At 41.8% G+C, this 20,919-nt stretch carries 21 protein-coding genes; 13 read left to right on the forward strand and 8 right to left on the reverse strand.

Features of this window, described 5'->3' with window-relative positions:
- Positions 1–23: 23 nt before the first annotated feature.
- Together DL92_RS0105480 and DL92_RS0105485 are read right to left on the reverse strand one after the other, a co-directional pair.
- On the reverse strand, positions 24–218 hold the full coding sequence (locus tag DL92_RS0105480) for an SEL1-like repeat protein (protein WP_026655981.1): 195 nt from the start codon (positions 216–218) through the stop codon (positions 24–26).
- Between the two features lie 78 nt (positions 219–296).
- The gene (locus DL92_RS0105485) at positions 297–941 is read right to left on the reverse strand and encodes a hypothetical protein (RefSeq protein ID WP_026667145.1); all 645 of its coding nucleotides are present in this window, start codon (positions 939–941) and stop codon (positions 297–299) included.
- A 179-nt stretch (positions 942–1,120) separates the two neighbouring features.
- Here DL92_RS0105485 and DL92_RS0105490 point away from each other — a divergent pair, with 179 nt between their 5' ends.
- The 8 genes from DL92_RS0105490 (at position 1,121) to DL92_RS0105530 (ending at position 10,204) form a co-directional block, all read left to right on the forward strand.
- Positions 1,121–2,107: a diaminopimelate dehydrogenase gene (locus DL92_RS0105490; RefSeq protein ID WP_026655979.1), complete on the forward strand. Its 987-nt coding sequence runs from the start codon at positions 1,121–1,123 to the stop codon at positions 2,105–2,107.
- A 36-nt stretch (positions 2,108–2,143) separates the two neighbouring features.
- Positions 2,144–3,115, forward strand: coding sequence for a LacI family DNA-binding transcriptional regulator (locus DL92_RS0105495; protein ID WP_026667146.1), 972 nt, complete (start codon positions 2,144–2,146; stop codon positions 3,113–3,115).
- Between the two features lie 214 nt (positions 3,116–3,329).
- The gene (locus DL92_RS0105500) at positions 3,330–4,595 is read left to right on the forward strand and encodes a sugar ABC transporter substrate-binding protein (RefSeq protein WP_026655977.1); all 1,266 of its coding nucleotides are present in this window, start codon (positions 3,330–3,332) and stop codon (positions 4,593–4,595) included.
- Between the two features lie 65 nt (positions 4,596–4,660).
- Positions 4,661–5,506: a carbohydrate ABC transporter permease gene (locus DL92_RS0105505; RefSeq protein WP_026655976.1), complete on the forward strand. Its 846-nt coding sequence runs from the start codon at positions 4,661–4,663 to the stop codon at positions 5,504–5,506.
- Complete coding sequence (locus DL92_RS0105510) at positions 5,507–6,349, forward strand: carbohydrate ABC transporter permease (RefSeq protein WP_026667147.1); 843 nt, start codon at positions 5,507–5,509, stop codon at positions 6,347–6,349.
- 17 nt (positions 6,350–6,366) lie between these two features.
- Complete coding sequence (locus tag DL92_RS0105515) at positions 6,367–8,622, forward strand: glycoside hydrolase family 65 protein (RefSeq protein WP_034468495.1); 2,256 nt, start codon at positions 6,367–6,369, stop codon at positions 8,620–8,622.
- Positions 8,619–9,287, forward strand: coding sequence for a beta-phosphoglucomutase (gene pgmB / locus DL92_RS18365; protein WP_034468498.1), 669 nt, complete (start codon positions 8,619–8,621; stop codon positions 9,285–9,287). Before DL92_RS0105515 ends, pgmB begins: the two co-directional genes overlap by 4 nt.
- Positions 9,288–9,496: 209 nt before the next feature.
- Positions 9,497–10,204 (forward strand): hypothetical protein, encoded by a 708-nt coding sequence (locus DL92_RS0105530; protein ID WP_026667149.1) that lies wholly within the window; start codon positions 9,497–9,499, stop codon positions 10,202–10,204.
- A gap of 115 nt (positions 10,205–10,319) precedes the next feature.
- Here the strand turns inward: DL92_RS0105530 and DL92_RS0105535 are convergent, their stop codons facing one another.
- Positions 10,320–11,597 carry an O-acetylhomoserine aminocarboxypropyltransferase/cysteine synthase family protein gene (locus DL92_RS0105535; protein ID WP_026655971.1) on the reverse strand — a complete coding sequence of 426 codons (1,278 nt, stop codon included), beginning with the start codon at positions 11,595–11,597 and terminating at the stop codon, positions 10,320–10,322.
- Positions 11,598–11,890: 293 nt separating this feature from the next.
- Between DL92_RS0105535 and DL92_RS0105540 the strand changes: the two genes are divergently transcribed.
- Positions 11,891–12,097: a hypothetical protein gene (locus DL92_RS0105540; protein ID WP_026655970.1), complete on the forward strand. Its 207-nt coding sequence runs from the start codon at positions 11,891–11,893 to the stop codon at positions 12,095–12,097.
- A gap of 86 nt (positions 12,098–12,183) precedes the next feature.
- On the opposite strand, the gene nadE is transcribed toward DL92_RS0105540, so the two are convergent.
- The 3 genes from nadE to DL92_RS0105555 are packed head-to-tail and all read right to left on the reverse strand — an operon-like array spanning position 12,184 to position 14,690.
- Positions 12,184–12,933: an NAD(+) synthase gene (nadE, locus tag DL92_RS0105545; RefSeq protein WP_034462084.1), complete on the reverse strand. Its 750-nt coding sequence runs from the start codon at positions 12,931–12,933 to the stop codon at positions 12,184–12,186.
- Between the two features lie 3 nt (positions 12,934–12,936).
- Entirely contained in the window at positions 12,937–14,142 is a 1,206-nt protein-coding gene (gene pncB, locus DL92_RS0105550; RefSeq protein ID WP_034462082.1) for a nicotinate phosphoribosyltransferase, read from the reverse strand.
- A gap of 29 nt (positions 14,143–14,171) precedes the next feature.
- A complete protein-coding gene (locus DL92_RS0105555) occupies positions 14,172–14,690 on the reverse strand; it encodes an adenylyltransferase/cytidyltransferase family protein (RefSeq protein ID WP_026655967.1) in 519 nt (172 codons plus the stop codon).
- 127 nt (positions 14,691–14,817) lie between these two features.
- Here DL92_RS0105555 and DL92_RS18370 point away from each other — a divergent pair, with 127 nt between their 5' ends.
- Entirely contained in the window at positions 14,818–15,711 is an 894-nt protein-coding gene (locus DL92_RS18370; protein WP_034462080.1) for a biotin--[acetyl-CoA-carboxylase] ligase, read from the forward strand.
- Between the two features lie 18 nt (positions 15,712–15,729).
- On the opposite strand, the gene bioB is transcribed toward DL92_RS18370, so the two are convergent.
- Positions 15,730–16,689, reverse strand: a complete 960-nt coding sequence (bioB, locus tag DL92_RS0105565; RefSeq protein WP_026655966.1) for a biotin synthase BioB — start codon at positions 16,687–16,689, stop codon at positions 15,730–15,732.
- Positions 16,690–16,940: 251 nt separating this feature from the next.
- On the opposite strand from bioB, the gene DL92_RS0105570 reads away from it, so the two are divergent.
- Positions 16,941–17,477, forward strand: coding sequence for a biotin transporter BioY (locus DL92_RS0105570; RefSeq protein ID WP_026667150.1), 537 nt, complete (start codon positions 16,941–16,943; stop codon positions 17,475–17,477).
- 83 nt (positions 17,478–17,560) lie between these two features.
- Here DL92_RS0105570 and DL92_RS0105575 read toward each other — a convergent pair whose 3' ends face one another.
- Positions 17,561–18,727 (reverse strand): serine hydrolase domain-containing protein, encoded by a 1,167-nt coding sequence (locus DL92_RS0105575; protein ID WP_026667151.1) that lies wholly within the window; start codon positions 18,725–18,727, stop codon positions 17,561–17,563.
- Between the two features lie 136 nt (positions 18,728–18,863).
- Here DL92_RS0105575 and DL92_RS0105580 point away from each other — a divergent pair, with 136 nt between their 5' ends.
- Together DL92_RS0105580 and DL92_RS0105585 are read left to right on the forward strand one after the other, a co-directional pair.
- Complete coding sequence (locus DL92_RS0105580) at positions 18,864–19,484, forward strand: GDSL-type esterase/lipase family protein (protein WP_026655963.1); 621 nt, start codon at positions 18,864–18,866, stop codon at positions 19,482–19,484.
- 132 nt (positions 19,485–19,616) lie between these two features.
- Positions 19,617–20,918, forward strand: coding sequence for an ATP-binding protein (locus DL92_RS0105585; RefSeq protein ID WP_026655962.1), 1,302 nt, complete (start codon positions 19,617–19,619; stop codon positions 20,916–20,918).
- The last annotated feature ends 1 nt before the right edge of the window (position 20,919 follow it).

Genomic DNA, 20,919 nt, shown 5'->3' on the forward strand with positions numbered 1-20,919 from the left:
AGATTTTTTCAAAATAGGTTTTTTCATAATTGATTTAATAACTTTTGGGCATTTTCACTGCCGTGCTTTGCGGCGTAGGATGCCCATTTTTTTGCTTTTTCCGGATTGGGTTCTCCGAAATCTCCTTTAAAATAACCTTCTGCAATTGCTTCTGCTGCTTCTATACTTCCGCGGCCGGCTTTATCTATAAGATCCAAAAGTTTCTGTTTTTTATCCATATAAAAATTGTCCTTTCATTAGCATTGATGCGTTATATATTAGCAACTTCCGTATCGGTAAGCAAGTGCTTCGGATTTTCATGGTGCGGCCTTTGAGTGGTTATTGGTATTTTTGTAGCGTATCATCTCTACAGTCTGGCTATCGGTCTCAAAATCAAATATCAGATCGAATGAAGGAAAATGATATTCAAAAGAATAGGAAGGGTCGTTTGAGTCCGTGGCGTCCGGAAATCCGTATGCATCAAGCACATCTTGCTCTGAATTTCCAAGACCGACATTTTTGGATGTCTTTATATCGGGGTTGTAGATGTAGAGAAGTACTGAAGCCTCCTTTCCGTCGATAATTGCTGTATCGAACTGTATTTTTGCGGTAGAAAAGACGTAATTTTTATATTCATCATCTATACAAGAAAGTTTTGGGTCGTAATCACCTAGTTCTGCAAGAACTGCCTCTGCATCATTTAAAACTGATAAGTCTTTTCCATTGTATTTAACCAAAGAATCGGGATTCTTTGATGAAGTATTTTTTTCGGATGAAATCTGTAGTACATTGTCTGTTTTTGCATCATCATCTTCTGCCTTTGCATCTGAGCTATCTATATTAACATTTGTTTTTGAGACCTCGTTGCTTTGGGGATCAGCGTCATTGGATTCTTTTCCGCTGCATCCTATAAGTATGAGTATCAGCACAGATGTAATAGCGGCGATACTTTTTCTGTTCATATCGTGTCTCCTAAAATAAGCATCGAGTGTATTATTGGTTCTAATACACTTATACTACTAGGATAGTCTTGGGTCAATAGAATGTTACGGAAAAGTTAAAAAAGTCCTAGAAGGAAAGAAAAATGCTAAAAGTTATCGTTTATATGATATACTTTACGAGAGTAAAGGAGGCATTATTTATGAGCATAAGAATAGGAATTTTAGGATATGGAAATCTCGGAAAAGGAGTTGAACTTGCAGTTAAGGCAGCTCCCGATATGGAACTCGTGGCAGTGTTCACAAGAAGAGATCCCAAGACACTTCAGATTAAAACACAGGGCGTTCCTGTTGTTTCTACAAATGATATAGAGAGCTGGAAAGATAAAGTTGACGTTATGATCCTTTGCGGAGGAAGTGCAACAGATCTTCCAGTGCAGACTCCTCAGTATGCAAAGATGTTCAACGTTGTTGACAGTTTTGATACACATGCAAGAATTCCCGAGCATTTTGCAAACGTTGATGCTGCCGCAAAAGAGTCAGGAAAAGTTGCCGTTATTTCATGCGGATGGGATCCCGGAATGTTCTCTCTTGCAAGAGTTTATTCAAATGCGATCCTTCCCGAAGGAAATGATTACACATTCTGGGGCAAGGGTGTTTCTCAGGGACATTCGGATGCTATCCGTCGCGTAAAAGGCGTTAAGAATGCAAAACAGTATACAATCCCTGTTGAGAGCGCACTTGAGGCAGTAAGAAGCGGTCAGAATCCTAAGCTTACAACACGTCAGAAGCATACAAGAGAATGCTTTGTTGTACTTGAAGAGGGTGCTGACGCAGCAGCTGTAGAAAAAGAAATCAAGGAAATGCCCAACTACTTTGCTGATTATGACACAACAGTTCACTTCATCAGTGAAGAGGAACTTTTAAAGAATCACAGCGGAATGGCTCACGGCGGATTCGTATTCAGAAGCGGCAAGACAGGTGCAGACAAAGAGCACAACCATGTTATTGAGTACAGCTTAAAGCTTGATTCAAACCCTGAATTTACAACCAGCGTTCTTACAGCGGTTGCACGTGCTGCTTTCCGTATGTACAATGAAGGACAGAAGGGATGCAAGACTATGCTTGATATTGCTCCTTCTTATTTATCAGATAAGAGCGGTGAGGAGCTTAGAGCACACTTACTGTAAGACAGATTGTTTACTTTGCACAGAAAGACATAAGGTATGGTAGGAATTAAGGACATAGCTAGAGAAGCCGGAGTATCCATAGCAACTGTCTCAAATGTTCTGCATGGTAAGCGGAACATGAGTGATAAGACAAGAGAGAAGATTCTTGCAATTGCCAAGGAACTGGGCTACGAACTGCCAAAAATCCGAATAAAGGAAAAAAGTAGCGAAAACAAAACTATAGTAGTTAATTTCAGTGACTTCGATACCAATTTTTATCTGAATATACTCCATGGTATAAGCGATTATGCATATTCCAAGGATTATGACATTATGGTGTGCACAAGCAGAAATGCCGAAAAATATATGTCTGATGCGTACTCCGCGGGATGCATCAACATCGATTACAGATGTGAGGATTCCATGCTGATAAAGGCAGCGGAGAACAACTATCCGATAATAGTTCTTGATAGGGAGATAAATCATTCGGGAATAAAGAGCGTGATAGTAAATAACTATGATGCAGAAAAAGAGATGGTTGAGACACTTATCAAGTCGGGATATGAGCGCTTTGCTTATCTGTCCGGTATGGATACGGATGATAACAAGGAGAGATACCGTGCATTTCGCGATGCTCTTTCGGCCCACGGGATAACTTTTCACAGAAGAGATTATTACGAGGGAAACTGGAGGGAAAAGAGCGGAACGCAGGCGGCAAGATTGTTGATGCTTTCGGAGCACATGCCACAGGTTCTTGTATGTGCAAACGATATGATGGCTATTGGCGCTATGAGAAAGTTTAAGGAAGCGGGACTGCGCGTTCCTGAAGACATAGCGGTCTGTGGCTTTGACGATGCTTTTGTTTCCAAGTACATGGGACTTACTACCGTAGAGGTTCCGAATTACGAGAGAGGTTTCCTTGCAGCCCAGTCTCTTGTTGAGCTTATTGAAGGGACGGGAAGCTACGAATCTCTCAAGATCGGTGCGAGGATAAAGTGGAGGAATTCCGCTTTAGTTAAAACAAGTTAAATCAATAATGTTTTACTAAAAAAGAGGTGGATTTTACTAAAATCGCCTCTTTTTATATTGATTTTACATAATAATACAAGGTTCAAACTGACAATACCTCTAAAAAACAGATGGGGTATTGTCTTTTTTTAGTAAAAAATAGGATTATGTAGTTAAGAAGATAACCTTTTTACCTTATTTAAGGGGAGTTATGGGAAAGGAGTAGTAATTAACTATGAGGAATAACAGATTGTTTGCAGCACTTTTGGCAACGGCTATGCTTGCAGGTTCCGTACTTACCGGTTGTGGAGCATCGTCTTCACAGGCAGCAGGTGGAGATTCTGCCGGCGGTGCAGGAACAAAAAGTGCCGGCGCAGGGGGTAAATTTACAATTTTCCAGTCAAAGACTGAGATTATGGATCAGCTTAATCAGCTTGCCAAAGATTACAAGGATGAAACCGGTGTTGAGATCGAGGTATGGGAGACAAGTGGTGACAACTACTACAAGGATCTTAAAACAGGTATTTCTACAGAGTCAGGCCCTGTACTGTTTTCACTTGCACCCGGTTCTGAGTCTGTTGAGATGAAAGATTATCTCGAAGATGTAAGCGACCTCTCTTTTATGAGCAAGATAAGCGATAATCTCAAAGATTCTGTAGACGGAAAAGTTGTGGGGGTTCCTTATACGATCGAGGGATTTGGACTTGTATATGACGGCAATCTTGTAGATACATCAAAGATAGGTTCAACCGACGCACTTATTGATTTTCTTAAAGAAGCAAAGGGTAAGGGAATAAACGGACTTGGACTTTCACAGGAAGATTATTTCCTTATAGCACATATATTGAATACACCGTTTGCGGTTCAGGACGATCCTGATGCATACCTTCAGCAGGTATTAAACGGCGAAGTAAAAATGAAAGACAACGATGCATTCAAAGAGTTTGCAAAACTTATGGAAGCAATCCGTGAGAATTGCACAAACCCTGTAGATGTTACATACGACAACAACTGCGGTGATTTCGCAACAGGTAAGGCCGCAATGATCCACCAGGGTAACTGGGCATACGGAATGTTCAAAGATTACGATGTGGATTTTGACATGGGTATCGCTCCCGTGCCGATCAAGGGCAATAAGAAAGTAGCAGTTTCTGTTCCCGCAGCGTGGTACATCAATGTTGATGCTTCGGATGAAGAGAAGACTATGGCAAAAGATTTTCTTGAGTGGCTTTACACAAGCGATAAAGGAACAGATTATCTTATGAATCAGTTTGGGTTCGTTCCTGTTGTAGACGGAATGACTTCAGACAAACTCGATCCTCTTTCAAAGTCAATCTCAGAGGCATCAAAGGACAGCATTCCGTGGGTAATGAGCAACTGGCCTGCAGGAATCATTACAACAAGTCTTTCACCTATCACACAGGAATTCTTTACAAATCCTTCAATGACGGGTGAGGAACTTATCGACAAACTTAACGAAGCATTTGTAAATGCAAAATAAGGTTTTTAACGGTATGAGGGTGCTGTAACAGCATATGTTGCAGCACCTATTATGGAGATAAAGGTATGAAGATTAAAAAAAGATGGTACGCATTGTTTACGGCGCCGCTTATGTTCACATTCTTTGTGGTTGTGATCATTCCGTTTTTTATAGGAATCGGATATTCATTTGTGGAATGGGACGGATTTGCCAAACACGCCGCAAACTTTGTAGGGATGAGTAACTATAAAGCGGTATTCGGAGACAGACAGTTTATAAACGCAGCAGCAAGGACAACGATTTTTACAGTCATAAGTGTAATAACCGTAAATGTCCTGGGATTGTTTTTTGCCCTTCTCGTAACTACGGGGCTCAAGGTAAAGAACTTTGCCAGAACCATGCTTTTTTTACCATATCTTATCGGTGGACTTATCTTGGGATATATCTGGAAGAGCGTGTTCAGTGAGTTCTTCCTTAGCGTGGGTTTTGGTAACTGGCTTACGGATTCAACAAAATCAATAATCGCGATGATCGTTGTAACAACATGGCAGCTTGCAGGTTACGTGATGATCGTGTACATAACGGGAATCATGGCAATTCCGGATGATGTTATGGAGGCTGCGGCAATTGATGGAGCGAACTATTTTCAGACTCTGTTCTCAATCAAGTTCCCGCTTCTTATGCCGTCATTTACGATATGCCTGTTCCTTGCTCTTTCAAACTGTTTCAAGATCTACGATGTCAACGTATCTCTTACGGGCGAAGGGGCAAATTTCCAGTCTGAGATGTTCTCGCTTAATATCTACAACGAGATTTTCAGTCTCAGTAATTTCGGATACGGTCAGGCTAAGGCAATTATCTTTTTCCTGATCATTGCGATAGTTACCTTTGTTCAGGTATCGATAACAAAGAAAAGGGAGGTGGCAATGTAAATGGCTAAAAGTGTAAAAAAGATTATTCCGAACGTACTTGTTGCACTTATGTGTTTACTGTACCTGTTCCCGATTTATCTGATACTTACGAATTCATTTAAGAGCAGAGCCGAGATGTACAAAAACATGGTGGCGCTTCCGGGGAAGTTCTCGTTTAAGTATTATTCTTCAGCAATCGGAAAGATGAATTTCACCATATCTTTGTTTAATTCAGTCGTCATTACGATTGTTTCAATAACTATCATTGTTGTTTTGTCTGCGATGACTGCATGGATGTTTGTGAGAAGTGCAAATAAGCTGAGTATAGCGCTTTTCTCAATTCTTGTGGCAACTATGCTGATTCCCTTCCAGACTATCATGATGCCTCTTATGCAGGAGATGAACAAGATTAGTAAGGTTACAGGCCTTCAGATGACAGACTCCGTCGGCGGACTGATATTTATGTATATCGGTTTTGGCGCAGGAATGGGCGTATTTCTTTATCACGGTTTTATATCGTCGATTCCCGTATCTTTGGAAGAGGCGGCAATTATTGACGGATGCAGCGTTTGGACATTGTTCTGGAGGATTGTTTTCCCGATTCTCAAACCTACTACGATGACACTTATTATTCTTGATGTTATCTGGATATGGAATGATTATCTTTTGCCTTCGCTTACTCTTAAGTCTACGGCAAACAGAACAATACCGATCTCAACTGCAAAGTTTTTCGGGCAGTATACGATCAGCTGGAATGAAGCTATGGCGGCTCTTGTTATAACAATTATTCCTGTTGCGATTTTCTATCTTGCGGCACAGAAATATATTGTAAAAGGCGTGGCAGCAGGAGCTGTAAAGGGATAAAAAGCAGGGAAAAGTATATGAAGCGTATCATTACAAGACAGGAAAAATTTGAGGAAAAAGAAGTCAATCTTCATGAGGCTCTTTTTTCCAATGCAAACGGATATATAGGCGTGAGGGGTAATGTCGAAGAAGGTGTTCCTTGTGGCTGGAATACCATGCGCGGAACGTACATAAACGGTGTGTACGAGATTATCCCGATGAAACAGGCAGAGAGTCTGTGCAACCTTATAGAGAAGAAACAGACGATGCTAAATGTTGCAGACACTCAGACAATATGCCTTATAGCGGACGGTGACAGGTTCGACTTGACTACAGGAAAAGTATGTACGAACGAGAGAATCCTTGATATGGAGCAGGGCGTCACGAGGCGCCATGTAATCTGGACTTCCCCTGACGGAAAAGAAATAGAACTTTCGGTTACAAGGATGACATCATTTCTGATTCCTTCTCTTTTCACAATTGAGTACAACGTGAAGGCGTTAAATTTTGACGGGGAAATAGAGATAGAGTCATATCATATTGCGGATGTAAGGAACTACTCAAACCCTGACGATCCGAGGCTTGCCGATGACAGCGGAGCACTTCTTAATGTTGAGGTTGTGAAGTGGCGCGAGGATATGAGCGTTGCGGTAAGCACGACAGATGTCAGCGGAATAACTGTGGCGTCAGCAGTTTCGCACAGGTTAAGGCTTCCCGGCAAAGCGGAGATTAGTTACGGCAAAGAAGAGGGAAGGACTCTTTACCATGTTAAGGCTGAAGTTAAGCAGGGAGAGGAACTTTCGCTTATAAAATATTCAACGTTCTCGGATTCTGTCCGCGAAGACGATCCCGAGGAGTTTGCAAGGGAAACTCTTAAGGAAGCGATGAGAGGAAATCTTGCGGATATTTATGAGAGGCAAAAAGAGTATGTCACAGAGTTCTTTGACAATTCTGAAATGGAAATTGACGGAGATGAAGAGCTTGGACAGGCCGTAAATTTCAATATGTATGAGCTTTTTCAGTCGGCGACGCGTGACAAACATTGCAGTATAGCGGCGAAGGGGCTTTCGGGAGAAGGCTACGAAGGTCATTATTTCTGGGATACAGAGATGTATGTAGCACCTTTTTTCATACTGACCAATCCTGAACTTGCCAAAAATATTTTGCAGTATAGGTACGGAATTCTTGATAAAGCAAGGGAAAATGCGGCTCTTTTGGGACATAAGAAGGGAGCTCTTTATCCCTGGAGAACAATCACGGGAGAAGAGTGCTCGGGATATTTTCCGTCAGGAACCGCTGCGTATCACATTAACGGTGCGATAGCTTATACGATCGTGCAGTATTATCTCACGACTGGAGACCTTGATTTCATGCTTGATCAGGGCGAAGAGATGCTTCTTGAGACGGCAAGGCTCTGGCTTGATGTCGGAAATTATGACAGACAGGGGCGCTTTGTGATCAATGAAGTGACGGGGCCCGATGAATATACGTGTATGACTGACAACAATTATTACACCAATTGTTGCGCGGCTTACAACATGAGTATGGCGGTTTCTTTTGCCGAGAAGCACGCATCAAGTAAGAGGTTAAAAGAGCTTCTTAATAAACTCGGTGTGACAACCAAGGAGCTTAAGGAGATAAAGGCAGCAGCGGAAAAGATGTACTTTCCTTATGATGAGGAACTTGGCATTAATCCTCAGGATGATTCATTTTTGCAAAAGCCTGTGTGGGATCTTAAGAACACGCCTAAAGAGGAATTTCCGTTACTTCTTCACTATCATCCTCTTCATTTGTACAGATATCAGGTCTGCAAGCAGGCTGACACCGTACTTTCTTACTTTCTGTTTGAGGATAGGCAGCCTAAGGAGGTTATGAAAAAGAGCTTTGAATATTATGAGAAGATCACGACTCATGATTCTTCTCTTTCAACGTGTGTGTTCAGTATTGTTGCGTCAAGACTTGGCATGCACAAAAAAGCTGTGGATTATTTCGGAGACTCGATAAAACTCGATCTGTTGAATACGCACAACAACTCCGGAGATGGCGTTCATACGGCAAATATGGGCGGAAGCTACATGGCGATAGTAAACGGTTTTGCGGGGCTACGGATAAACGCGGAAGGAATTTCGGTCGATCCGTTCCTGCCGACGGGCTGGAAGAAGTACAGCTTCAAGATTAAGTACAGAAAGAGCCTTTTGAAATTTACCGTCACCAAGAGCGGAGCAGTCTGCGAAGTATTAAGGGGAGAAAAGATCGAGGTAAAAGGCGTAAAAGAAATGAGGTATGAAAAATGAAAGCAGTAATTTTTGACCTTGACGGAGTAATCTGTTTTACCGATAAGCTCCACTACAAGGCTTGGAAAACCGTTGCCGATGAGCAGGGGATATATTTTGATGAGAAGATAAATGACAGATTACGCGGAGTCAGCAGAATGGCTTCGCTTGATATTATCTTGGAGAAGGCAGGCAGAACGTATTCTGCTATTGAAAAAGAAAAAATTGCAGAAGAGAAGAATAATATCTATGTGTCACTTCTTGATACCATGAGTGAAAAAGATCTTGATGTCTCGGTCAAGAATGCGCTTGATACATTAAGGTCGAGAGGAACGCTTCTTGCAATAGGTTCAAGCAGTAAGAATACCAAGAAAATACTTGAGAAGCTTGGGCTTAAAGACTATTTTGACGCTGTTTCCGACGGAACAAATATAACAAAATCAAAGCCCGATCCGGAAGTCTTTTTAAAGGCGGCAGAGATGCTCGGAGTAGAACCTTCGGATGCGATAGTTGTGGAAGACGCTCTTTCGGGCATAGATGCGGCACTTGCGGGAGGTTTTAAATGTATCGGAATAGGTGAGGCATCAACTCATCCACAGGTGACTTATCCGATTAAGGATATGACCGAACTTCCTGATGTAGTGTTGTGTGATACGGCCTGTTTATCGGGGTTAAGTGAAATATAGATTAATCTAATGTAGAAGAATTGTAATGTTTTTTTATGGTGACTAATAATGAGAAGATTCAGCCGGTTGCTGAATCTTTTTATATGTATTGCATTAGATGCGATATATTTTGTATATGTATTGAATACCCTAAAGGTTAATGATAAAGTAATTAATGCGACAAAAATATTAAAAATGCATTATCATACTGCTCATGGGGGTATAAAAACATGAAGAAAAGATTATTATCTACAGGTGCGATGGCCATCACTGCTTTAGTGACAGTTCCGTTAGTTTATTGTTTCGGTTCTTATTTCGTAGATAAAACCGACAAAAACACTGATGACCTTGAAGTGGTATCAGAGTATTCGGATTCTGTTAAAATGGAGTCATCATATTGTGGAGGATTTGATTGGTGGAATTTCCAGCCACCGGTAAAGCCGGAATGTACACCGAAGCCTGAGTGCACACCTAAACCGGAATGTACACCGAAGCCTGAGTGCACACCTAAGCCGGAATGTACACCAAAGCCTGAGTGTACGCCTAAGCCGGAATGTACACCGAAGCCTGAGTGCACACCAAAGCCTGAGTGCACACCCACACCAGTTTGTACGCCCACACCTACACCGGAGCCTACACCCGCACCGGTATGCGAGCCTACACCTGCACCTACACCAGCTCCTGCGCCGGTTTGTGAACCTACACCAGCGCCTGCACCGGAGCCAACACCTGAACCTGAACATCATGAAGACAATGATAATCATGATAATGATTCAGATTCTACACCGGAGCCTACACCCGCACCGGTTGTAACACCACAGCCTCAGCCTGTCAATGACACACCCGAGGTTAAGGGCGCTTCAAAGCCTAATGTGAAGGGTGCATATAAGCCTAATATGAAAGGTGCATATAAACCAAACGTATCTACATCAAAGTAATACAAAGTATTTTTTAGCATTTTAATATTTAATGAACCCTGTCCGATTTTCGGGCAGGGTTTTTCGATTCTTATGAATCATGTTGAGACAATGTACCGGGCGTGGTTAGTTTTACTTACGCAAGTGCATTCTTGATGTCGGCGATAAGATCTTCTTTATCTTCAAGACCGCAAGACATACGTACGAGACCTGCAGGGATTCCTGCTGCTTCAAGCTGCTCGTCTGTGAGCTGTCTGTGTGTTGATGTTGCGGGATTGAGGCAACAAGTGCGTGCATCGGCAACGTGAGTCTCGATAGCTGCAAGTTTAAGTTTTTTCATGAAGCTCTCAGCAGCGGCTCTTCCGCCTTTGAGCTCGAAGGATACGACACCGCATCCGCCGTTTGGAAGATATTTCTTTGCGAGTTCGTAGTACTTGTCAGTTTCAAGTCCGGGATAGCTTACTTTTTCTACCTGAGGCTGCTCCTGAAGGAATTTTGCAACAGCAAGTCCGTTCTCTACGTGCTTAGGCATACGAACGTGAAGTGATTCAAGTCCGAGGTTAAGAATGAATGCATTCTGAGGTGACTGGATGCAACCAAAGTCACGCATGAGTTGTGCTGTACACTTTGTTATGAAAGCACCTTCCTGTCCGAATTTCTCAGCATATACAATTCCGTGATATGAATCATCGGGCTGTGTAAGTCCGGGGAATTTGTCGGCATGAGCCATCCAGTCGAACTTACCGGAATCAACAATTGCACCGCCTACGGCTGCTCCGTGTCCGTCCATATATTTTGTTGTTGAATGAGTTACGATATCTGCACCCCACTCAATGGGTCTGCAATTAACAGGAGTCGGGAATGTATTGTCTACAACAAGAGGAACACCGTGTCTGTGTGCTGCGTTTGCAAATTTCTCAATATCAAGAACGGTAAGAGCGGGGTTAGCGATTGTTTCGCCAAATACGGCTCTTGTGTTGTCCTTAAATGCTGCATCAAGTTCTTCATCGCTTGCATCGGGAGATACGAAAGTAACTTCGATTCCCATCTTAGCCATAGTCACGGCGATGAGATTAAATGTTCCGCCGTAGATGGAAGATGAGGCAACAATGTGACTTCCACATTCACATATATTAAATAACGCAAAGAAGTTAGCGGCCTGGCCTGAAGATGTGAGCATTGCGGCACATCCGCCTTCAAGAGCTGCGATTTTTGCCGCAACATGGTCATTTGTGGGGTTCTGGAGTCTTGTATAGAAGTAGCCCGAAGCTTCAAGGTCAAAGAGCTTACCCATGTCCTCACTTGTATCATATTTAAAGGTTGTAGACTGAATAATAGGTATCTGACGGGGCTCTCCGTTGCCCGGGGTATAGCCTGCCTGTACGCATCTGGTTCCGATCTTTTGCTGGTCCATAATATCCTCCTGAAAATGTTCAAAATAAAATCACCATATATATTACCACAATAAAGTCGTGTTTGCGATTAAACCACATGAAACCAGTTTGTAAATTATGTGAAAATATCTTTAAAATTGAAGCAACCATGCGATTATGGTACCATATTATTGTACGAAGCCAGTGTACATGCGGTTTTTTAAGTGTGCTGTCTTGTTGGGATTTAGAATTTTTATTGATTTATCATTAAAAATCAACAAGACAGCACACAAGGGGACAAATTCACGATTTCAGATTTGACAGGGATACGAATATGATTAAAAGAGTTTTACCATTAGTAATAGTACTTTCATTATGCCTGACCGGATGCGGCAGGATCAGCCTTGTTTCAGAAAGAAAAGCACCTGAAAAGCCGAAAAGACTTATTGTTTTGGTAAAAGAGCGTGACAATTCAAAAGCTTCTGAGGCTGAGTCAACAATCGTTGCAGAGTACGACGATTCTGAAGATTCTGAAGAATAATAATAAGGACATTTCATTCTTTTTTCAAAGTCTGTACAGACGATTAGAGAAGAATGAAATGTCCTTACTTTTTATATTATTTCATTTTATTTTTTGTACATAGGAATAGTCTTAAGCTTGTGAAGGTTTATGTTGTGGAGGCGGTCAATCTTTTCTCTGACTGCGTCGTCTTCGCAAACTCCCGTAATTATGTATTTATCAAGAGTATCATAAGTAAATCCAAGCTTGTCTTCATCAGAGAGTCCGCATAATCCGTCCGAAGGAGTCTTGTGAATGAGTTCCTTTGGAAGTCCCAATGCATCTCCGATCATGCGCATTTCTGATACAAGAAAATCTGAGCAGGGGCTGAAATCACCTGCGGCATCACCGTACTTTGTTGAATATCCGACGTAGTCCTCAGACTTATTGCATGTATTTGCAACGCGGCCACCGTTTGGAAGTGACTGTGCGATAGCATACAGTGTTGTCATACGGATTCTCGGAGGTGTGTTGATGTTTGCATCATTTGACAGGGTTACTCCGGCTTCTTCGAGAGCTTTTTTCTCTCCGTCGACAGCGGGAGCGATGTTTACCGTGTATGTCTTGATATCGAGAAGCTCGGCGATTTTACGGGAATCGGCGATATCTTTCTGTTCAACGTTTGGCATCATAACGCCTACAACTCTGTCTTTGCCGAGGGCTTTAACAAGGAGTGCGGCAACGATTGTAGAGTCTTTACCGCCTGAGAGTCCGATAACGGCACTTGCGGTCTTTCCGTTTTCGTCAAACCATTCGCATATCCATTTTGTGATCTTTTCAATCTGTTCGTTCGGATCTATCTTAACTAAGTTTTCCATAATTCATACCTTCTCGTGAGTCATTCTCCAGTCGATACATCTCTGAAGATAATCAACATAATCGGGGTTCTTGCACATTCCTTTACCTTCAACGTCAGAGATCTTTGCAACATCCTGTCCGTTACATGCGGTTGTCTTCATAACGATGTTGAGCGCGGGAACCTTTGTGTCGTTTGCGATGTATGTTCCGATACCGAAAGCAACTTTTGCTTTTCCTTTGAAGTGAGCGTTGATGTCGTTTGCACGCTTGAAATCAAGGCTGTCACTGAACAGGAGAGTCTTTGTTGCAGGATCGATTCCGAGACTCTTGTAGTGATTTATCATCTTTTCACCCCATTCGATCGGGTCTCCGCTGTCGTGACGAACACCTGAGAAAAGAGTTGAATAAGTTAGCTGGAAGTCGCGAAGGAAGCAGTCTGTTGTGATCGCATCGGTAAGAGCTGTTCCGTTGAGGATTCCGTATTCTTTTACCCAGTAGTCGAGAGCATACCAGTTGGAGTATGCGGGATTGTGTTTGTGATTGCCCTGGCCTACGCACATGATCCACTCGTGAGCCATTGTTCCTACGGGATTTACGTCGAGTTTTTTTGCTAAAAAGACATTTGAAGAACCGACAAATATTGAATTGCCGAGTTTGGAATCTTTGAGTTTTTTAACAGCAAGCTCCTGTGCTTCGGCTGAAAGTCTTCTTCTTAATCCGAATTCGCTGAAAGCGCCGATATTGTATGTGTTATCCGAAAGAAGCTTAATCTTTTCATCAAGTTTCTCTTCGAAAGAAGCCATGAGCTCCTTGTAATCATAAGCCATTCTGAAATAAACTTCGTTTACGATGGCAAGAGTTGGAATCTCGTACATGGATGTGTTAAGCCATGTGCCGTTTGTTTCGATGGTAAGTCCGCATTCTGCATCGGTGCCTATTGTGAAGTCTTCATATCTGGGGTGCCAGAGACGAAGGAAGTCTACGTAAGATTTTTTTATCCATGTGACTTTGGAAAGGTAAGTGAGTTCGTCTTCCTTGAATGTGAGATTACAGTAAGCAAGAATCTGATTCTTGACCTCATCCACCATCTCCTTGGTGAATTTTACATCCTTGTTCCTACACTTGAATGTCCATGTTGTAGTGTAGTCAGGGAAGTTGTGATAAATTGCCTGGCCCATTGAAAACTTGTAAAGGTCTGTTTCCAGAAGGCTTTGAATAATATTTTCCATAATTGGCTCCTTTTTTGTATTCTAATACATTATTTGAGTTTTCCCGCTGATCTTAGGTATTCGAGAAAAACGCTGTTTATTTCGCTTTCATGTACGTTTGGATTGTTTCTTATCTCTGTTCCGGAGGTCTTGATCACCTGCCTGTCAACAAGAGTAAAAGTGTGATTGGGATATATTTCTCCCAATTTGTCGACGTATGAAGGCTCGCCCGTATACCAGGTAAAGTGTGCGCTGTCAGGACTTATGCCTGCATTGGTAAAAAGTTCGTCGCCCCAGAGCACCCAGTTTTCATGGGTAAAAGTTCCGTCGAGACCGAGTTTTTTGTCATCAATCTTAATTACAATGACGCGGTCTTTCTCATTTTCATACATCTTTTCAACAAGGCGTATTCTTGTCTCGAAGTCGATAAAGTCGCGGCCTCTGTCAGTCTGATAACCGCAGACGGCGAGAATGATCTTGTCATTTTCATCAAGAGCTCTTTTTATCAAGGACTCGTGCCCTTTGTGCATCGGTATGAAACATCCGAACACAATTCCAATATTTATCATTTCATTTCCTCTTGGTATTTCGTTTTGGGTATTATATCACTTTTTTGTCAGGATTCAAAAGAAAGGTAAAAAGTATGTTAATATGTACATAGTTTATTTGATTTAGACTGGCTGAAGGAGAATATGCATGAGTTCGAAAGACAGAGTGCTGGATTTTTTGGAAAAAAATAAAGAGGATTTTATCTCGGGAGAATTCATGGCGGAGAGCCTCGGACTGTCCAGAACCGCTGTGTGGAAGGCAATAAAGGAGCTTAGAAATCAGGGATACGTGATTGAGGCGTCCAGCAAAAAAGGATATATTCTGGGAACATCGAACGATATAATCTCTGAGTCGGGGATTATTGCTGAGCTTTCGGCATATTCTGAAAAAGTTCCTACAGGGAAAAAAGAAAAGATTTATAGCACGATCGTTTCATCACATGGCATGATACATATACATGAAACGCTTGATTCAACCAACAGAACCGCAAAGGAGCTGGCAATAGCGGGAGCGGCCGGCGGAACGGTGGTCATTGCCAAGAGTCAGACCTTGGGAAAAGGAAGGAGAGAGCACGAGTTCTTTTCTCCCGAGGGCGGAATTTATATGAGTATCATTCTGACTCCCGAAATGCTTCCAAGTCTTGAACCCGACGTTATTACAGCGCTTGCGGGTGTTTCTGTTTGCAAAGCGGTGCAGGATTTATGCGGGATTATGGCGAAGATAAAGCCCGTGAACGATCTATTCGTCGATGGTAAAAAAATCTGCGGAATCCTTACAGAGTCGGGAGCCGAGTTTGATACGGGAACGGTGCAGTGGATCGTTATCGGGATCGGTATAAACTTTGATTCCGATATGAGTCAATTTCCAAAAGACTTGCAAAGCATAGCGGGAGCGCTTTTTGAGCCCGGAAAATCTACGGTGACAAAGAACGGGCTCATCGCGAGGATTATTTATAATCTGTTTGCGCTTGCGAACGCGAATACGGATGAAATCAAGATGGAGTTTAACAACAGACTGATTGAAAATCATATGACTTTTTAGAAGAAAAAACTCTATGTTTTATTCTGCGATTTCATATCCGAGCGCGCGGATGTTCTCAAGGTCTTTTTCCAAAGAGACACCCTTTACGGTCAGCATGTCCCCTGAGATTGTGGCATTGGAGCCTGATCTGAAAAATGATATTCCCGCATCTTCAATTATGTCTCTTCCTGCCGCAAAGCGGATCTCGGAGTGTGGAAGGATGAATTTGAAGACGGCTATGATTCTTCTTAGTTCATCTTCGGACAGATAAGGATAGGATTCCAGCGGAGTTCCTTTGATGGGCTTTAACATGTTGATAGGCACGGATTCGGGATTTACTTCTCTTAAAGCAAGTGCCATGTCAATCCTGTCTTCCCAGCTTTCTCCGACGCCGAAGATTCCTCCGCTGCAAAGTTCAAGTCCTGCTTCATGGACAAGTTTCATTACTTTTATTTTTTCATCGGTAGTATGCGTAGTACATAACTTTCCAAAGTATGAGGGGCTTGTTTCAATATTGTTATGCACGCGTTTAACGCCGGCTTTCTTTAATTCTTCCAAATCTTCTTTTGATAAAAGCCCCAGAGATACGCAGGGGATAAGGTTTGTCTCCGATACTATTCCTCTTACGTTTTCACATATTTGCGCAAGTTCTTCACGGCTTACTTTTCTTCCCGATGAAACCTGGCAGTAGTGTGTTATTCCGGTTTTGTTACGTTTCTTTGCGTCAGCGACAACGTAATCTGTATCCCTGACTTTATATTCGGGGATATCTGCATTTGAACAGCTCGACTGAGCGCAGAATTTGCAGTTCTCTGGACAACGTCCGCCTTTTACACTCATGATGGCGCACATATCAAAATTGTTTCCGTTATTCTTTTTTCTTATCTCATCTGCGGCAGAAGCGAGTTCTTCGAGGTTTGCGTCTACAAGAAAAAGAGCCTCTTCTTTTGTAATGCTTTTATCGTTTAATACTTTCTCTTTTAATTCATTTACAGTCATAGTTTATCTCTCCCGTTAGTGTTGCGAATAATTGCAAATGTCATGAAAGCATTATGCCATTGTGGTTATGCTTACCAATTGAATTTTAGTATAAGCGATAAAAAGATATTGTCAACCAATTAATTTAAAGAGGTTGACAATGAGAATACAGGAATATATACTTCCTAAGGTACGTGTTTATAAATGTATTTTTTGAAAAAGATAAATCATAGGAAAAAACAATATCAGACAGAATGAAAGAAGGACAAATCATGAACGAGCAGAGTAATAAGACCAAAAGACTTGTAGTAAGTGCGCTTTTTGCAGCACTTTTATGTATAGGCGCATATATCAGTGTTCCGCTTCCGATTCCCGGAGCACCGCATATAACTATGATAAACTTTGTGCTTTTGCTTATCGCTTTGTTATTTAGCGTCGGAGAGTCATTTTTGATCGTTACGGTATGGATGCTTCTTGGAGTTGTAGGCATTCCGGTATTCATAGGAGGAAAGGGTGGCATAGGCTATCTCATTCAGCCATGGGGAGCTTATACATGGGCGTTTATTGTTGTAGCGGTACTTATTCCACTTATCCGCGGAAAAGCCTACAATCGAATCAGATATACCGTAAGCGCGGTCATTGGCGTTGTGGTCATAGATATTATCGGAATGATCTATCTTATGGCAATGTCGCATTATGATTTGCTGACAGGCTTCACAATGGGATTTGCACCATTTATAGTTCTCGACCTTGTCAAAGCAGTCGTGGCAGCCCAGATAATACCCGCATTTAAGAAGGTTCTTAAATAAGCGGAGTTGTTGCGCCGGCAGCTTTGGAGCAGATCTTTTCACTAAACGGCATGAAATGCTCCTACTTATAATAAGTTTTTTATTTATGAAAAGATAATATTTTTAAGCTTTCTTGTGAGCGGGCCTGTACCGTAATCGTAGCGTTGAACCATCATGAGGAAGGTAGTGTTGGTCTCGGGATCGTTTGAGAAGTGTGCACCAAGCCATCCGTCCCATCCGTATTCCCCTTTGTTGGCAATGAGAGAAGCCTGCCTCGGATCATCCAAAACGCGCATGAGATTTCCGTAGGTGTAGCCCTCGAGTCCCTGCCATTTCTGAAGGTCGAGTTGCTGAGTCCCGTTTAGTTTTCCGGAAGTCAGATACTTTACACTGTTAGGGGTAAGGAGCTGCTTGCCTTCATATGTTCCGCCGTTTAGGAGCATCTGTCCGAAATGTGCGTAATCATCTATTGTTGAGAAAAGACCTGCTCCGCCTGATTCAAACGGATTGGGATCACCGTTGTTTCTAATGGCAAGATGGTCACCGGAGTACTTGCAAAGCTTTCCTTTTGTGAATCTGTATGCTTTTACAAGGCGGTCCTTCTTACTGTCGGGAACATAGAAATCAGTGTCTTTCATATCAAGCGGCTCAAGGATTCTTGATCTTACAAAGTCTCCAAAGCTCATTCCCGAAGCTTTCTCTATAACGGCACCGAGAACGTCCGCACTTGTACCATATTGGAAATGACTTCCGGGTATGAAATTAAGAGGGATCTTTCCGAGTTCGTCCGCAAATTCCATTGTAGTCATCATCTTATCCGATCCGAGTTTTTTCTCCATCTTGTTCATGAGACGGCCGACTTCAACTTCGGAAGCGGTATTGAGTCCGGGATATACGAGTCCTGAAGTCATGTTAAGGAGCTCGCGTATTCTCATTTTATTTTCTTCCGGTACTTTATGAACCTTGTCTTTGGAAAGATAAGTCTGCTTGTTATAGCTTTCGATGTAGTTGCCGACGGGCTCGCCAAGGTCAAGGATTCCGTCTTCTATGAGCATCATGGCGGCAGTCGCTGTTATCGGCTTTGACTGTGAATATAATCTGAAGATATTGTCGCGACCGATCGGAATATTGTTTTTTATATCGGCATAGCCGCTTTTTGCAAAAAAGATTTCTTTTCCATCCTTTATCTCAAGTGCGATAACTCCTGCTACTTCCTGATTCTCAACGGCTCTGTCCATGCATTCTTGAATAAGTTTCTGCTTATCTCTCATAAATATCTTTCCTTTCATAAGTAATGACTTTTAAATATTGTAATATGAAATGCTTATGTCTGCCTATAAGATGTCAATATTATACAAAATAAAGTTTGAATAGCATAATGGAATTATCAAAGGAGTACAAAAAACTATGAAAAACATACTTGCGTTTGGTGATTCGAATACATGGGGGCTTATCCCCGGAACAAAGGAAAGATATCCCGATGAGATCAGATGGACGGGACTTGTTCAGAACAAACTTAATGATACAAAAATAATAGAAGAGGGACTTTGCGGAAGAACAACCGTATTTGAAGATGAGATAAGACCTTTCAGAAAAGGTGTCGATACACTTCCCCTTATTCTTGAGAGTGCTTCTCCTTTAGACGGAGTAATAATCATGCTCGGAACAAATGACTGCAAAACATACTACCATGCCAACCCACATGTGATAGGAAAAGGCCTCGAGCGTTGCATAGAGGAGATTGAAAAATATGTATCGCCTGAGAAAGTTTTGGTCGTATCGCCCATTCACCTCGGCGACGATGTGTGGCAGCCCACAAAGGATCCGGAGTTTGACACGGATTCTGTGAACCGCAGTAAAGAACTCGCAAAAACTTACAAGAAGATTGCGGAAAAAAGAGGAAACACTTTCCTTGCGGCTTCTTCATATGCTTCACCCAGTAAGCGCGACGATGAGCACCTTGATGAAAAAGGTCATGAGGCGCTTGCTACCGCTATATCAAGTAAGATCAAAGCTATGCAGATCTAAGGAAATACCGAATAAAATAAATGCAAAATGGTGCCAAGTTCAGATAACTGATATATAATTTACCTATCATACATGATGTAGGTACAAAAAAGAATTTGTATATCATCATAGAAATTATTATCGGAGAATATTATGGAACAATTGGTATCAAATTTGCTGATTTACGGCGATCAGCCTCAAAACTCAATATTAATGCAGCTTGCGTCTGTTTTTAAGGATTTTCACTCAAATGATTATGATAAGACAGACCTGACGACAAGAATATATAAACAGATAAAAAGAATTCTTGAGTTGGGAACAGATTATGCTTTTGATAAAAACTTATGGCATAACTATCTGACATATCTTCTGATCATGCAGGAAAATCCTTTTTCTTTGACATGTGAAAAAGTCGGAAGCAAGGACGGAAGCGTAAATCATTTTGCAAAGAGTGATTTTGGCGTTTTCAAAAAACTTTTTGAATATGATTTCTCAGAAATAGAAGATGCGCTTGAGATAGATTGTTTTTCATGCATAACGGATTATAAGGCAATTGAGAAGCCTGAGCTTATGTACAATCACAACGTAAGCGAAAAGGTGAGAAGCCTTTCTGAAAAGCTTGAAAATGCTAAGGATGAAAATGCTTTTTTTGATACCGTAACGAATTTTTACAAGGAAATCGGTGTTGGCGCATTCGGTCTTAATAAGGCGTTCAGATTAAATGAGGGAAACGACGGAAAGATTCTTTTCTCATCAATAAACAACATGGACAGTGTTGTGCTTGACGACCTTGTGGGATATGAAATCCAGAAGAAGAAACTTGTTGAAAATACCAAGGCATTTGTTGAGGGAAAGAAAGCGAACAACGTACTTCTTTTTGGTGACAGCGGTACGGGGAAATCGACAAGTATAAAAGCTATAGTAAATGAGTTTTACAGCGACGGACTTAGAATGATCGAGATATATAAGTATCAGTTCAGGCTGTTATCCGGACTTATTTCGCAGATCAAGAACAGAAACTATAAGTTTATTATTTATATGGACGATCTTTCTTTTGAAGAAGATGAATCCGATTATAAGTTCCTCAAAGCGGTTATCGAAGGTGGCGTTGAGACAAGACCCGATAATATCCTTATTTATGCGACGTCAAACAGAAGGCATCTCATCCGCGAGACTTGGAGAGACAGGCATGATGTTGAACAGAATGCTGATATTCATCACTCGGATACAATGGAAGAGAAGCTTTCGCTTGCAAACAGATTTGGTGTGACGATCGGCTATTATAAGCCTTCAAGACAGGAATATTACGATATTGTCAAAAAATTGGCAATCAGGAATAAAATAGATATGAAGGAAGAAGAATTGTTTAGAGAGGCAGACAGATGGGAAATGAACCACGGCGGCATCTCCGGTCGTGTTGCGCAGCAGTTTATTAACCATTTGCTTGGCATGTGAT

Origin of the sequence: Butyrivibrio sp. AE2005 (assembly GCF_000686965.1) — a bacterium.
Lineage (GTDB): Bacteria > Bacillota > Clostridia > Lachnospirales > Lachnospiraceae > Butyrivibrio > Butyrivibrio hungatei_A.

Excerpts from the sequence above, each read along its gene's own strand:
- DL92_RS0105480 (WP_026655981.1), bottom strand. The coding sequence starts at position 218 with ATGGATAAAAAACAGAAACTTTTGGATCTTATAGATAAAGCCGGCCGC.
- DL92_RS0105490 (WP_026655979.1), top strand. The coding sequence starts at position 1,121 with ATGAGCATAAGAATAGGAATTTTAGGATATGGAAATCTCGGAAAAGGA.
- DL92_RS0105570 (WP_026667150.1), top strand. The coding sequence starts at position 16,941 with ATGAACGAGCAGAGTAATAAGACCAAAAGACTTGTAGTAAGTGCGCTT.
- DL92_RS0105580 (WP_026655963.1), top strand. The coding sequence starts at position 18,864 with ATGAAAAACATACTTGCGTTTGGTGATTCGAATACATGGGGGCTTATC.
- DL92_RS0105530 (WP_026667149.1), top strand. The coding sequence starts at position 9,497 with ATGAAGAAAAGATTATTATCTACAGGTGCGATGGCCATCACTGCTTTA.
- DL92_RS18370 (WP_034462080.1), top strand. The coding sequence starts at position 14,818 with ATGAGTTCGAAAGACAGAGTGCTGGATTTTTTGGAAAAAAATAAAGAG.
- DL92_RS0105495 (WP_026667146.1), top strand. The coding sequence starts at position 2,144 with ATGGTAGGAATTAAGGACATAGCTAGAGAAGCCGGAGTATCCATAGCA.
- pncB (WP_034462082.1), bottom strand. The coding sequence starts at position 14,142 with ATGGAAAATATTATTCAAAGCCTTCTGGAAACAGACCTTTACAAGTTT.
- DL92_RS0105500 (WP_026655977.1), top strand. The coding sequence starts at position 3,330 with ATGAGGAATAACAGATTGTTTGCAGCACTTTTGGCAACGGCTATGCTT.
- DL92_RS0105485 (WP_026667145.1), bottom strand. The coding sequence starts at position 941 with ATGAACAGAAAAAGTATCGCCGCTATTACATCTGTGCTGATACTCATA.
- DL92_RS0105585 (WP_026655962.1), top strand. The coding sequence starts at position 19,617 with ATGGAACAATTGGTATCAAATTTGCTGATTTACGGCGATCAGCCTCAA.
- nadE (WP_034462084.1), bottom strand. The coding sequence starts at position 12,933 with ATGGAAAACTTAGTTAAGATAGATCCGAACGAACAGATTGAAAAGATC.
- pgmB (WP_034468498.1), top strand. The coding sequence starts at position 8,619 with ATGAAAGCAGTAATTTTTGACCTTGACGGAGTAATCTGTTTTACCGAT.
- DL92_RS0105575 (WP_026667151.1), bottom strand. The coding sequence starts at position 18,727 with ATGAGAGATAAGCAGAAACTTATTCAAGAATGCATGGACAGAGCCGTT.
- DL92_RS0105505 (WP_026655976.1), top strand. The coding sequence starts at position 4,661 with ATGAAGATTAAAAAAAGATGGTACGCATTGTTTACGGCGCCGCTTATG.
- DL92_RS0105510 (WP_026667147.1), top strand. The coding sequence starts at position 5,507 with ATGGCTAAAAGTGTAAAAAAGATTATTCCGAACGTACTTGTTGCACTT.
- DL92_RS0105540 (WP_026655970.1), top strand. The coding sequence starts at position 11,891 with ATGATTAAAAGAGTTTTACCATTAGTAATAGTACTTTCATTATGCCTG.
- bioB (WP_026655966.1), bottom strand. The coding sequence starts at position 16,689 with ATGACTGTAAATGAATTAAAAGAGAAAGTATTAAACGATAAAAGCATT.
- DL92_RS0105535 (WP_026655971.1), bottom strand. The coding sequence starts at position 11,597 with ATGGACCAGCAAAAGATCGGAACCAGATGCGTACAGGCAGGCTATACC.
- DL92_RS0105555 (WP_026655967.1), bottom strand. The coding sequence starts at position 14,690 with ATGATAAATATTGGAATTGTGTTCGGATGTTTCATACCGATGCACAAA.
- DL92_RS0105515 (WP_034468495.1), top strand. The coding sequence starts at position 6,367 with ATGAAGCGTATCATTACAAGACAGGAAAAATTTGAGGAAAAAGAAGTC.